Here is a 13,193-nt window from a genome sequence, read left to right as displayed (position 1 = left end):
GTAAAACCACATTTCTATCCATAAGCAATGGCACAAAATAAAAGAAAAGATAAAGCAAAAAAGAGAGTTGTCGTAGTGGAGTCGGTGGGTCAAGTACACATCAAAGCTTCCTTCAATAACATTATCATCTCTATTACCAATAATAATGGCCAGGTAATCTCCTGGGGATCTGCTGGTAAAATGGGATTCCGTGGTTCTAAAAAGAACACTCCTTATGCTGCACAAACAGCAGCTCAAAGCTGTGCTCAGGTTGCTTTTGACCTGGGAATGCGCAAGGCCGAGGTGTTCGTTAAAGGACCTGGTTCTGGACGCGAATCGGCGATTCGTACTATTCAGAATGCGGGAATCGAAGTAACTACAATCAGAGATATTACTCCGCTGCCACACAATGGTTGCCGTCCTCCAAAACGTCGGAGAGTATAGTATTTCAATATAATGCCCATTCGTAATTTGGACACTGGGGTTACAGAATGGTTTTCAAATAATTTAAGTAAAATAAAAAGTTTTTAATGGCACGTTATACAGGTCCCAAATCGAAAATTGCAAGACGTTACGGAGAACCCATCATGGGCCCGAGCAAAGCGCTTGCAAAGAAAAATTACCCTCCAGGAGTTCATGGAAAGGGTCGCCGCTCTAAGAAATCAGAGTATGCTTTACAATTGATGGAAAAGCAGAAGGTGAAATTCATTTATGGTATTCTTGAAAGGCAATTCCGTAATCTATTTGAAAAGGCTTCGGTTAAAGAAGGTATTACTGGTGAAAACCTATTGAAATACTGCGAAGCTCGTCTTGATAATACAGTTTACCGCTTGGGCATCGCTCCAACCAGACGGGCTGCTCGTCAGCTTGTTTCCCACAAACATATACTTGTTGATGGTGAAATTGTAAACATTCCTTCTTATTCTCTGCGTCCTGGACAGATCGTTACAGTGCGTGAGAAATCTAAGTCTCTTGAATCAGTTTCTGAAAGCCTTGCTGGTCACAGCTCAAAAGGATTCAACTGGTTAGAGTGGGATGGTCAGCAATTGACAGGTAAATTCGTAACGTTCCCGGAACGTGAACAAATTCCTGAAAACATCAACGAACAACTTATCGTTGAGTTGTATTCTAAATAATCTTCATATTACTGCACGCCTGTTTACCAGGCGTGCTTTTAGCCGTTAACGGCAATTTTGCGATCGCAAAGGTAACGGTAGCGTGATCAACTATCATTTACTACTATAAAAGGAGCAAGGACTATGTCAATATTAGCTTTCCAAATGCCTGATAAGGTCGTCATGGAAAAAGCAGACGACTTTCACGGGTTGTTTGAGTTTAAGCCTTTAGAGAAAGGATACGGCGTAACCATTGGTAATGCATTACGTAGAATACTTCTTTCATCTTTGGAAGGTTATGCCATCACGAGCGTGAAGTTCCCTGGTGTTCTTCATGAATTTTCTTCTATCGAAGGTATAGTTGAGGATGTAACAGAAATCATCCTGAACCTTAAAATGGTTCGTTTTAAAAAAGTTTCTGATCTGAACGAAAGCAGAATCGTTGTCAACCTTAAAAATGTATCCGTTATCACAGCGGGAGACATTGGCAAGTTTACCAATGCATTTGAAGTTTTAAACCCGGATCAGGTTATATGCCATATTGATGACCAGAAAGAGTTCGAAATGGAACTTCTTTTGGACAAAGGAAGAGGATATGTCCCTGCTGATGAGCCACGTGCAAACGAATTGCCATTTGGATACATCGCGGTGGATTCTATTTATACGCCAATTAAAAACGTTAAATACAGTGTTGAAAATACACGTGTAGAACAACGTACAGATTATGAGCGTCTTTTGATCGACATTCAGACAGATGGTTCTATCCATCCGGAAGATGCGTTAAAAGGGGCTGCAAACATTTTGATTCAACACTTTATGCTATTCTCTGATCAAACAATGACGTTTGAGAAGCAGAAAGCAGAAGAGGATAATCAAGTGGATGAAGAAATGTTACGTATGAGAAAACTGCTTAAGACTTCATTGTCTGAGCTGGATCTTTCTGTACGTGCATACAACTGTTTGAAATCAGCTGACGTTAAATCACTTGGTGATTTGGTTAGGCTGGAAATTTCAGACATGATGAAATTCCGTAATTTTGGTAAAAAATCTCTTACTGAGTTGGAACAGCTTGTAGCTGATAAACAACTCACATTTGGAATGGACGTTGCCAAATATCGTTTGGACGAAGATTGATAAATAATTCCATAATAAGTCTGTATTCTGTAGCGCGCTAGCCGCCGCTCGAAGCAACTAAACAACAAAACAATGAGACACGGTAAGAAAGGTAATCACTTAGGAAGAACAGCATCTCACCGCAAGGCGATGCTATCAAATATGGCTTCTTCTTTGATTATCCACAAGAGAATTGAAACAACACTTGCTAAGGCTAAGGAACTGCGTAAATATGTTGAACCTTTGCTAACGCGCGCCAAAGAAGATTCTACCCACAACAGAAGGGTTGTTTTTTCTTATCTGAATGATAAAGAATCGACAAAAGAACTTTTCGGAGTTGTTTCGGATAAAATCGCTTCTCGTCCAGGTGGTTACACTAGGATCATTAAACTTGGAAGCAGACTTGGTGATGCTGCTGAAACTGCACTGATTGAACTTGTAGATTTCAATGACGCATTGCTTCTTGCTAATGCAGACAAACCTGCAAAAACAAGACGTAGCAGAAGAGGTGGAGCGAAAAAAGATGAAACGGGAGTTGCAGCCGCGGCACCTGTTAAGAAAGAAGATCATCCGGTAGTTGCTGAGGCGGAACCAGTTGCTGACGAAGCACCTGCAACCAATGATGAGGCTGCTGAAAACAATGAGTCACCAGAATCGACTACTGAAAAGGAATAATTTTGGATAATCATTAAGAATATATGGAAAAGGGTTGAACGTTTCGTTTAACCCTTTTTTATGGGTAAAATTTTATAGTTTTGCACCGCAGTTTAAAAACACCGAGCATTTCGCTCAAAATAATAGTAGGCAACAATAGATTTAGCAATAAAATGGGTCAAAAAAAGCAAGCTCTGTTATTACTTGAAGATGGAACGGCATACAAGGGACTCGCTTTGGGGATAAGCGGGACCACCGGCGGAGAAATTTGTTTTAACACAGGCATGACCGGGTATCAGGAAATTTACACTGATCCTTCTTATTACGGTCAAATCATTGTTAATACCAATTCACACATTGGTAATTACGGAGTTCAGCTGGAAGATGAGGAAGAATCCGCGTCGGTAAAGATCCGGGGGATGGTTTGTAACACATTTTCGCCCATCTATTCCAGATATACAGCTGATTTCTCATTGCAGGAATATTTTGAAAGAGCCAACATTGTTGGCGTGAGCAATGTGGATACAAGACACATCGTGCGCCACGTGAGGCAGCGCGGCGTAATGAATGCGATCATTTCCTCAGAAATCCTGGATGAAAAGGAGCTCATGGAAGAATTGAAAAAAATCCCTTCCATGGATGGCCTTGAATTGTCTTCCGAAGTAACTACGGAGAATGCTTACTTCGTTGGCGAGGAATCTGCAAGTCAATGGAGAATCGCTGTAATGGATTATGGAATTAAGAAAAGCATTCTGAAAAATCTGACATCACGCGGGTGTTATTGTAAAGTTTTCCCTGCAAAAACACCGTTTGAAGAAGTTATGGCCTGGCAACCTGATGGATTCTTTATATCCAACGGACCAGGTGATCCGGCTGCAATGCTTTACGCAGTTGAGAATGTGAATCAAATGATCAAGACGAGCAAACCGCTTTTCGGAATCTGTTTGGGCCATCAGTTACTAGCATTGTCAAGCGGAATTAATACTTATAAAATGCACCACGGCCACCGTGGGCTGAACCATCCGGTGAAAAATCTAATTACTGGATTCTGCGAAATTACTTCCCAAAATCATGGGTTTGCAGTAGATCCGGATGAAATTGAAAGCCATCCCGATATCGAAATCACGCACGTGAATTTGAATGATAAAACGATTGAAGGAATTCGCAGGAAGGACTATCCGGCTTTCTCAGTTCAGTATCACCCTGAGGCGTCACCAGGTCCGCACGATTCGCGATATCTGTTTGATGAATTTATTAAATTGTTAAGAGCGAGCTGAAAATATCGAAATCCTCTGTAATGCAGAGGATTTTTTGTGTTATTTTGTACCGTTAAAAAATTCTATTTTAAATCAAAACCACAAGCTGCAAATGAGTACGATTCAATCAGTACATGCAAGACAAATTCTGGATTCAAGAGGAAACCCAACAATAGAAGTAGATATTCGTACTGAAAATGGCTATTTAGGACGTGCTGCTGTTCCGTCTGGCGCTTCTACCGGAAAGCATGAGGCCGTTGAACTTCGTGATGACGATAAAAGTGTTTACGTAGGAAAAGGAGTTCTGAAAGCCGTTGAGAATGTCAACGATATCATTTTCCCTGAATTGATCGGTTGTTCAGTATTTGAGCAAAATCTGATTGATAAAATCATGCTGGAATTGGACGGAACACCTAACAAAGCAAAGTTAGGAGCGAACGCAATTTTGGGTGTATCTCTTGCTGCTGCGAAAGCTGCGGCTCAGGAAGCCAATCTTCCCCTATATCGTTACGTGGGCGGAACAAACGCAAACACATTGCCGGTTCCAATGATGAATATCCTGAATGGTGGTAGCCACGCGGATAATTCTATCGATTTCCAGGAATTTATGATCATGCCTGCGAAGGCGGATACATTTTCTCAGTCATTGAGAATGGGTGTTGAGGTTTTCCATACATTGAAAACTGTTTTGAAAAGCAAAGGATATTCTACTAACGTAGGTGATGAAGGTGGTTTTGCTCCTAACATTAAATCCAATGAAGAAGCGATCGAAATCGTAATTCAGGCGATTGAGAAAGCAGGTTACAAGCCAGGCGAAGATATCTTTATCGCAATGGATGCTGCCGTTTCCGAATTCTACGAAGACGGATTTTACCACTTCAAAAAGTCAGACGGACGCAAGTTAAGCTCTGATGAAATGGCTGACTACTGGACGCAATGGGTTGCTAAATATCCAATCATTTCTATCGAAGATGGAATGGACGAAGACGACTGGGCTGGATGGGCAACGCTTACTCAATCTGTGGGAAAGAAAATCCAACTTGTAGGTGACGATTTGTTCGTAACAAACGTAACCCGTCTGCAACAGGGAATCGAATCACAAATTGCGAATGCCGTGCTTGTAAAAGTGAACCAGATCGGTTCATTGACTGAGACAATAGACACAGTTAATCTTGCAAAACGCAATAGCTATAAGAGCATTATGTCTCACCGTTCAGGTGAAACAGAAGATTCTACAATCGCTGACTTGGCAGTTGCATTGAACACAGGACAAATCAAAACTGGTTCTGCTTCGCGCTCTGACCGTATGGCAAAATACAACCAGCTGCTTCGGATTGAAGAAGAACTGGGAGAAAACGCTTACTTCCCAGGATTGAAATTCTGATATTGATAATCGAAACCGGAGCTTAATGCTCCGGTTTTTGTATACACTCGCTTCCCTTATGAAAAAAGGATCATTCTGGTCTTTCCAGACGCTTAAAAATTTCTACATCGCCACATTCCTGGCTTGGTTTGTCTGGATCCTGTTTCTTGATAATAACAACATGCGAATCGTCATCTCTAACCGGATGAAAATGAAAGAGCTGGAACATGAAAAGGGAATTTTGTTGGGAAAGATCAAGGAAGTTAAGAAAGAGCGGAATGAGGTTTTTGGAAATCCAAAAATGCTCGAAAAATGGGCTCGCGAGAATTTCATGATGCGGAAGCCCAATGAGGAAGTATATGTAATCGTTGACGAGAAAAATCAACCGGTCGAAGGCAAGAAAAGCGAATGAGCTGGCCATCGATCATTGCGTATTAATATTTAATTTTTAAGACTTTGAGCAAAAAAGTAATTCTTATAATCATGGACGGCTGGGGCATTGCCAAATCAGGCGAGGAAAGCCGTTCCGCTGTTTTAGCTGCCAACACTCCTTTTTACGACAGCATTATGCAAAAATACCCGCACAGCAAACTTGCTGCCAGCGGCCTGGCTGTCGGACTTCCTGACGGACAGATGGGAAATTCAGAAGTAGGGCATACCAATCTCGGAGCAGGACGTGTGGTTTACCAGGATTTGGTGAAGATCAATCTGGCCGTTACCGAAGGCACATTGGGTAACGAACCTGTGCTGACCAGTGCTTTGGATTTTGCGAAAACAAATAATAAAAAAGTGCATTTTATTGGTCTGGTTTCCGATGGAGGTGTTCACTCACACATTGATCATTTAAAGGGACTCGTCAAAATCGCTGCGGATAGAGGTTTGACAAACGTCTTTGTACATGCATTTACAGACGGTCGTGACTGCGACCCGAAAAGTGGATTAGGCTTTTTGACAGAGCTTCAACAAACATTAGATCAAACAACGGGACGCATTGCGAGCGTGACGGGTCGCTATTATGCCATGGATCGTGATAAGCGTTGGGAGCGTGTGAAGCTTGCATACGATGCAATGGTGCACGGCGAAGGTGCTCATGTTCCATCCGGTGATGTGCTTAAAGCCATTAAAGATTCGTACGAAACCGGTGTGACGGACGAATTTATCCTGCCTATCGTTGCTACCAATCCGGACGGAACACCAATCGCTGTCATTGAAGACGGCGACGTTGTATTGTGTTTCAACTTCCGGACGGACAGGGGCCGAGAAATCACCGAAGTGCTGACGCAGCAGGATTTTCATGAGCAAAACATGCACAAGCTAAATCTGAGATACATCACAATGACCAATTATGATGATACATTCAAAGGTGTAGATGTGATTTTTGATAAAGATAATCTCAACAATACATTAGGAGAAGTGCTTGAAGCGGCGGGTAAAAAACAGATCCGCATTGCTGAAACTGAAAAATATCCGCACGTCACATTCTTTTTCTCGGGCGGGCGTGAAAAGCCATTTGAAGGCGAAAGCCGCTTGCTTTGCCAATCGCCGAAGGTCGCTACGTATGATTTGCAACCTGAAATGTCTGCATTCGGAATCAGGGATTCGATTGTGCCTGAGTTGGAAAAAGAAGAGGTGGATTTCGTTTGTCTCAATTTTGCCAACCCGGATATGGTGGGCCATACAGGCGTGTTTGAGGCGGCAGTTAAGGCCTGTGAAACCGTTGATCAATGTGTGCAGGCAGTCGTTACAACCGGCTTGAATCATGGTTATTCATCCATTATCATTGCCGATCACGGAAATTCAGACTATATGCTGAATGACGATGGCTCGCCCAATACGGCCCATTCATTGAACCTGGTGCCGTGTGTGCTGGTCGATAATAATTATCAGAATCCAATAAAAGATGGAAAGCTGGCTGATATCGCTCCCACAATTCTCGAATTGATGGGAATTTCTAAGCCAGAGGAAATGACAGGAATTAGTATCCTATAAACTAAACCTGGTACAATGATGTTCTTTACCGGAGAGTCCATTGGGCTCTCTGTTTTTATTTTAGATCTTCTGCCGATAAAGTCAACATTACCAATGCGTTTCACTTCAAAACAGCCTTTCAACCGTACCGTATTTATTAAATGTAACCTTATTGTTATCCTCATATGCTTACTTACATTGAGCGCTTGCAGGGAAGCTGAAACCGATCCCAACGAAAAGAAGGCTTACTATGATCTTAAAGGTTTCGTCGAAAATCAGATAGTTTACCTGAATGAAAAAAAGCCAAAGGTGGCCAAAACGGTCCAGCTTGATGGAAAAAAGGAAGTACGCGCGGAAATCGAAACAGATTGGAAAAAGGAACTGGAGTTATTTGCGCAAGCCGACATTAATAAGCCTGCATATCGTAACAGCTACTCGGTAATCAAAAATGATTCGGCTATTTATGAATACAAAATCAAGGATGGAGAGAATCTGCCAGTGCGTTATTTAATGATCAAGGTGGACAGCGCAACCCAGCAACCTGTGTTGGTAAAAGCGATCCTACGGTCTGAAAACAGGATATATAGTTCTGAGAAAACAATTGAATTGATGGCAAACCGACGAAATAATATGCTGGAAGTTTCGGCCTATACCGTGAAAGGTTATCAAAAGCTTTTGTTCACAAACCGCAAGTCTTTCAATATTTCCGCGAAAATAGGATTATAGCGGGTTTTGAAATAATGTTTGGTTGTACTGTTACACCATACTTTGGGTAAACATTACCCAATTTTTCAATTAGCCTCCTTCATACAGCCGTTCAGCGCTAATTTTCTCCGTTTAAAAATATATTTCAAAAAGAGGCTTGGCTACTTACCAGGCCTCTTTTTTAGTATTATTTATATAAAATTATAAGATTAGAAAATCCCGAATAACCCGGCATTGGCGATTCGGCACAGAATTAGAGGCTTAAAAAACAAATCCATGTAGACCCGGGGTAACTTTTAACCTGTCAACATGTAAACTAAATCATATTAATAAATTCTCAAATTCAATGGAACAAGAACAGAAAAATAAGCAAAGTATCGCCTGGGCAATGGTTGTTGTCCTTGGACTTGCAACGGCCATGTTTGGCTACTTGTTTACTACTCAAAAAAATGAGTTGACACAACAGGAAACAATGGTGGTTGAAAAAGCTAGAGAACTGGCTGTAACCAAAACTAAATTAGACTCTATTTCAACTGTTCTGGACGCGAAAATCGCTGAAATTGAAAAACTAGGTGGTGACGTAACAGAATTGACGAAGGTTAAGGAAAAACTGGAAGCGGACAAATTGGCTTTCAGCAGAAGCAAAAAAGTTGAAACTAACAAATACTTAGGCAAGATCAAGGAATACGAAAAATTCCTGGTTGAGAAGGACGAAGTAATTGCTCAATTAAAACTTGAAAACGAGCATTTGGTAGCTTCAAACGATTCTTTGAGCACACACGTAGGAAGTTTGACTAGCGAGCGTGAGAAATTGGTACAACGTCAGGCTGAACTCACTGACTCTGTTGTAACATTCACTGCTGCTAACAAAGAGCTTAGCGATAAAGTAACAAAAGCTGCTTCATTGAAAGCGCAGAACCTTAAAATACTTACTGTTAATTCAAGAGGTAAGGTTAAGGATAAAGAAGAGTACAAAGCAAGTCGTGTTGACAAAATTAAAATGGTGTTCAATCTTCCAGAAAACGAATTGACAGCACAAGAATCAAAGGACATTTATGTTCGTGTGCTTGACCCCGAAGGAGCGGTTGTATCGGATGATGCAACTGGATCAGGAGAATTCGAAGTGGATGGAGCTCCATCTAAATTCACAACACGTGAGTCTGTTGCTTACCAAAACAACAACCAGAAAGTAGAATTGTTGTATGACAATAGCTCACAGTTCCGTCCAGGTAAATACAATGTGGAACTGTATGCAGAAGGATATAAAATTGGTGGTGGAAACTTCACTATCAAGAAATAAGGATTCGACTTCACACCATGCATAACTATCAAAGGCGGCTGATTCATTTCAGCCGCCTTTTTTGCGCTTAACCTGCTGAATTTTGTGCATTGATCACATCAATAAAATGATGTAATTCCTCCGAGCGTTCGGGCCCCGACTCAGGATACGCCATATCCATCTTTTTAAGTTCTTCCACAATGATCTTTGACACTGTCAATCGCAAATTCTTTTTATCATCTGCTGGCATGACGTACCAGGGTGCTTTCTTTGTCGCTGTGTTATTGATGCAATCTTCATAAGCCTGCATATACTCGTCCCACTGTCCGCGCACTTTCACATCCTGCTCTTCGAATTTCCAGTTTTTTGAAGGATCTTCGATTCGTTCGATCAAACGGGAAGCTTGTTCTTCTTTCGACACATTCAGGAAAAATTTAATCACCCGGATGCCGTTTCTGTAAAGATATTTTTCAAGATTTCTGATATCGGAATATCTGTGTTTCCATAACTTATCCATGTCTGCGGTAAGTTCAGCCGGTAATCGCTGAGAGCTCGTTACGATTTCTGGATTCACTTTGGCAACAAGAACTTCCTCGTAATAGCTGCGATTAAAGATCGTAATCGTCCCGCGCTGCGGAAGCACCAGATTACTCCGCCATAGATAATCGTGTTCGAGTTCAGTTTCGGTAGGCCTTTTAAATGAATGTATTTTCACTCCTACCGGATTCACGCCTGCGAGCACGTGTTTGATCGTCCCGTCTTTACCTGCTGCATCCATAGCTTGAAAAATGACCAGTAACCCATATCGATTGTGGGCATACATCATGCTTTGCAGCACATCCAGCTCTTTCGCTGATTCAGCTTGCATTGTTTCATATTCTTCTTTATCCTTATAAATATCCTTGAAGCGCGTTTTCGCCTTTTTGATCTGAAATTTCTGCGTTCCATCAACGCGATATTCGTCTGAATTGAAATCCGGCATACGAATGCTGTTTAAAATGAAGTTTATACATTACAATTGTTTCAAAAATCCAGCCAGCCCGGCGAATGCGCGTGCCCTGTGGCTCAGCGAAGATTTTTCTTCCAGTGTCATTTCGGCAAATGTCCGTGTTAAACCGTCAGGCATAAAAACGGGATCATAACCAAAGCCATTACTGCCTCTTTTCTCGTGGATAATGTGCCCTTCAACAGTTCCCTGAAACTGTTGATATTTCCCATCAATGACCAATGTAATCACGGTCAGGAATCGCGCGGAGCGATCATTCTCACTAGCCAGATTGCTCAGCAGAAGATCAATGTTATCATCTGAGTTTCGCTGAGGCCCGGCATAGCGTGCAGAATAGACGCCAGGCTCACCATGAAGTGAGGTTACTTCCAGGCCTGTATCATCAGCAAAGCAATTGATGCCATAATGATCCCAGACAAATTTCGCCTTAGCGGCAGAATTCTCAGCGATCGTTTCAAATGGCTCTGGAATGTCCGTTTCGCAGCCGATATCGCTTAGGGTAACAAGCTCAAACTGGTCACCAAGTAATGCCTGGATTTCCTTCAACTTATGAAGATTATTGGTGGCGAAGCAAAGTTTCATGCTAATCATATATTTATTCAAAATGCATTTTACACAAAAAAACGGCCACTCTTGTGAAGCAGCCGTTTTAATTCATTTCTATTTAATTATCTCGTTGGAGGACCAGGTTGTTGCGCCGGCGCTTTTCCAAAATCGATCAGTTCTACATCAAATAACAGGACCGAGTTTGCAGGAATAGCTCCCGGCGATCCTTCGGCTCCATAAGCAAGTCCGGATGGGATAATCAAAGTGCGCTTTCCGCCTTTTTTCATCAGCATAATGCCTTCTTCCCAGCCCGGGATAACCATGCCTACACCAACCTGAAAATCGATTGGCGGTCTGCCACCGTTTTTCGAGCTGTCAAATACTTTACCATCCAAAAGCTTTCCTGTATAGTGAACTTTCACATTGTCACCCGCCTTCGGACTTTCGCCCGTTCCAACTACATCATCAACGTAAGTTAAACCGGATGCTGTTTTCTGCGCTTTCGCTTTCAGGTTATTCTTAGCTAGATAATCTTCAATTACTTTTGCGTCGATCGCTTTTTGCTTAGTGCCTGCCTCGGAAAGTTGCTTTTGGAATTCCTCAGAAGTAAGTACGCTCACCACTTTCACGGTAAAATTAAGATCAGAGCCTTTTTTGATCATAGGAGGCATTGGTTGACCGATTTTCGCGAACATTGTATCTGCATTGATTGAAATCTTTGCGCTGTCACCACTTGCAAGTAAAGCAAGACCTTCTTCAAAGCTGCCTTTGTATTGAGGGGTCTGCAAAACCATCTTTTGCGGCGCACCTTCTTTATATGTATCGCGAAGCGTGGAATCAGTGCCGTTTTTCAAAACAAAATGGAACGTCATAATGTCTCCCAACTTAGCTTTTCTTGCATCATCTTCATGTTCGAAAATCTGGTATTTCAGGCCGGATTCAGTAACCTGCGTCTTATGTTGGTTGCAAGCGGCTGCTAGAATAGTTACGCCCATTGCATAACCGATTGTTTTTAAATTCATTGGATTGTGTTAATTGGAAAGATTATGATGTGATTTTTGAAGTAAAAATTTAAGACTAATCAACGTTTAAAAGTTCTTGTTGGTATCCGGGGAGAATATTTAAAAAAGTTGCAACTGTTTCACTCACTGATTGTTCTGATCTTCCACCCGATGCATTCTTATGTCCTCCGCCGTTAAAGTAAGTGCTTGCAAGATCTCTTACAGAGAATGTTCCAACCGAGCGGAATGAAATTTTTACCTCGCCCTTTCTTTCGATAAACATGGCCGACATGACTACATTTTCAACCTGCAGCCCGTAATTCACGATTCCTTCGGTTTCTCCCGTGCTGGAATTGAATTTTTGCAATTCCGCTTCGGTCAAAACCATGTATGCAGTTCTGTACTGGGGCAGGACGACTAATTTTTGAGAAAGTACGTAACCTAAAAACTGCAAGCGCGACAGCGGTGCATTGTCGTAGATCAGTCTGTGAACGCGGCTGGAATCGAAGCCGGTCAACATTAAATCGGCAACGGCCAAATGAACCTCCGGAGTAACATTGCCATGTCGGAATGAACCCGTATCCGTCATAATGCCGGCGTACAGACATTCAGCCATCGGAATGTCGAATATTTCAGTAACAGGCGAATTTCCTTCCAGTTCCTTGATCAGTTTGTAAATCAGCTGGGCAGTAGCAGCGGCGTAGGTATCCCAAACCATCCATTTCGCAAAATGCTCAGGTTCAAGGTGGTGATCCACCATGAGCTTGGGTGCAGGGGCTTCTTCAACCACTTTTCCCAAATCTTTAAGCCGGGAAAGCGCTGAAAAATCGAGGCAGCATATCAATGTGGCTTGCGCAATTTTGTTCTTGCATTTAACCTGATCCGCCTGCTTTTCATAAACCAGAACGTGCTCAATACCAGCTAGCCAGCGTAAATTGGCGGTATAATCAGTTGGACTGATGACCGTAACTTCGTGTCCTTTTTTAATTAAATAACTTGCCCAGCCTAATGATGATCCCAGCGCATCTGCGTCGGGGTCACGATGCATCGTAATGATGATTTTTTGTGGATGGGATAAAAAAGAGCTAAGCTCTTCAACAGTTTGATTCACAGTTACTTAATTCGGAAAGAAGAAAAATTGCTTTGCGTTGAGCCCACAAAATTAATAAAACTGTTGGGATTTGCTCAATATAATGCCGTAAAGGCTG

The 13,193-nt window shown here is 42.0% G+C and carries 14 protein-coding genes; 10 read left to right on the top strand and 4 right to left on the bottom strand.

Translation table 11 applies throughout. The features are described from left to right. Positions 1-27 precede the first annotated feature (27 nt). The 10 genes from rpsK to NFI81_RS16440 all read left to right on the top strand — a co-directional run bounded on the left by rpsK (position 28) and on the right by NFI81_RS16440 (position 9,453). Complete coding sequence (rpsK, locus tag NFI81_RS16485; RefSeq protein WP_026631249.1) at positions 28-423, top strand: 30S ribosomal protein S11; 396 nt, start codon at positions 28-30, stop codon at positions 421-423. 86 nt (positions 424-509) lie between these two features. After that, entirely contained in the window at positions 510-1,115 is a 606-nt protein-coding gene (gene rpsD, locus NFI81_RS16480; RefSeq protein ID WP_026631250.1) for a 30S ribosomal protein S4, read from the top strand. Between the two features lie 123 nt (positions 1,116-1,238). After that, positions 1,239-2,228 (top strand): DNA-directed RNA polymerase subunit alpha, encoded by a 990-nt coding sequence (locus NFI81_RS16475; RefSeq protein WP_026631251.1) that lies wholly within the window; start codon positions 1,239-1,241, stop codon positions 2,226-2,228. 72 nt (positions 2,229-2,300) lie between these two features. Beyond that, the gene (gene rplQ, locus NFI81_RS16470) at positions 2,301-2,882 is read left to right on the top strand and encodes a 50S ribosomal protein L17 (RefSeq protein ID WP_234611356.1); all 582 of its coding nucleotides are present in this window, start codon (positions 2,301-2,303) and stop codon (positions 2,880-2,882) included. A gap of 152 nt (positions 2,883-3,034) precedes the next feature. Continuing rightward, positions 3,035-4,138 carry a glutamine-hydrolyzing carbamoyl-phosphate synthase small subunit gene (gene carA / locus NFI81_RS16465; RefSeq protein ID WP_234611357.1) on the top strand — a complete coding sequence of 368 codons (1,104 nt, stop codon included), beginning with the start codon at positions 3,035-3,037 and terminating at the stop codon, positions 4,136-4,138. Between the two features lie 91 nt (positions 4,139-4,229). Beyond that, positions 4,230-5,501, top strand: coding sequence for a phosphopyruvate hydratase (gene eno / locus NFI81_RS16460; protein WP_234607825.1), 1,272 nt, complete (start codon positions 4,230-4,232; stop codon positions 5,499-5,501). Positions 5,502-5,559: 58 nt separating this feature from the next. Next, positions 5,560-5,892 (top strand): FtsB family cell division protein, encoded by a 333-nt coding sequence (locus NFI81_RS16455; protein ID WP_082216993.1) that lies wholly within the window; start codon positions 5,560-5,562, stop codon positions 5,890-5,892. Between the two features lie 44 nt (positions 5,893-5,936). Continuing rightward, positions 5,937-7,469 (top strand): 2,3-bisphosphoglycerate-independent phosphoglycerate mutase, encoded by a 1,533-nt coding sequence (gpmI, locus tag NFI81_RS16450; RefSeq protein WP_234611358.1) that lies wholly within the window; start codon positions 5,937-5,939, stop codon positions 7,467-7,469. Positions 7,470-7,646: 177 nt separating this feature from the next. Further along, positions 7,647-8,174 carry a hypothetical protein gene (locus NFI81_RS16445; protein WP_254410595.1) on the top strand — a complete coding sequence of 176 codons (528 nt, stop codon included), beginning with the start codon at positions 7,647-7,649 and terminating at the stop codon, positions 8,172-8,174. Between the two features lie 325 nt (positions 8,175-8,499). Next, positions 8,500-9,453: a DUF8428 domain-containing protein gene (locus tag NFI81_RS16440; RefSeq protein ID WP_234611360.1), complete on the top strand. Its 954-nt coding sequence runs from the start codon at positions 8,500-8,502 to the stop codon at positions 9,451-9,453. Between the two features lie 67 nt (positions 9,454-9,520). Here the strand turns inward: NFI81_RS16440 and NFI81_RS16435 are convergent, their stop codons facing one another. The 4 genes from NFI81_RS16435 to NFI81_RS16420 all read right to left on the bottom strand — a co-directional run bounded on the left by NFI81_RS16435 (position 9,521) and on the right by NFI81_RS16420 (position 13,096). After that, entirely contained in the window at positions 9,521-10,414 is an 894-nt protein-coding gene (locus NFI81_RS16435) for a polyphosphate kinase 2 family protein (protein ID WP_234611361.1), read from the bottom strand. A 30-nt stretch (positions 10,415-10,444) separates the two neighbouring features. Next, positions 10,445-11,020: a non-canonical purine NTP diphosphatase gene (locus NFI81_RS16430; protein WP_234611362.1), complete on the bottom strand. Its 576-nt coding sequence runs from the start codon at positions 11,018-11,020 to the stop codon at positions 10,445-10,447. 86 nt (positions 11,021-11,106) lie between these two features. Next, entirely contained in the window at positions 11,107-12,006 is a 900-nt protein-coding gene (locus NFI81_RS16425; protein ID WP_234611363.1) for an FKBP-type peptidyl-prolyl cis-trans isomerase, read from the bottom strand. 55 nt (positions 12,007-12,061) lie between these two features. Beyond that, the gene (locus NFI81_RS16420) at positions 12,062-13,096 is read right to left on the bottom strand and encodes a DHH family phosphoesterase (RefSeq protein ID WP_234611364.1); all 1,035 of its coding nucleotides are present in this window, start codon (positions 13,094-13,096) and stop codon (positions 12,062-12,064) included. Positions 13,097-13,193: the final 97 nt, after the last annotated feature.

Origin of the sequence: Dyadobacter fanqingshengii, from assembly GCF_023822005.2 — a bacterium.
Classification (GTDB): Bacteria; Bacteroidota; Bacteroidia; order Cytophagales; family Spirosomataceae; genus Dyadobacter; species Dyadobacter fanqingshengii.
The sequence above is the reverse complement of the archived record's forward strand: the minus strand, read 5'-3'. Positions and strand labels throughout refer to the sequence as shown.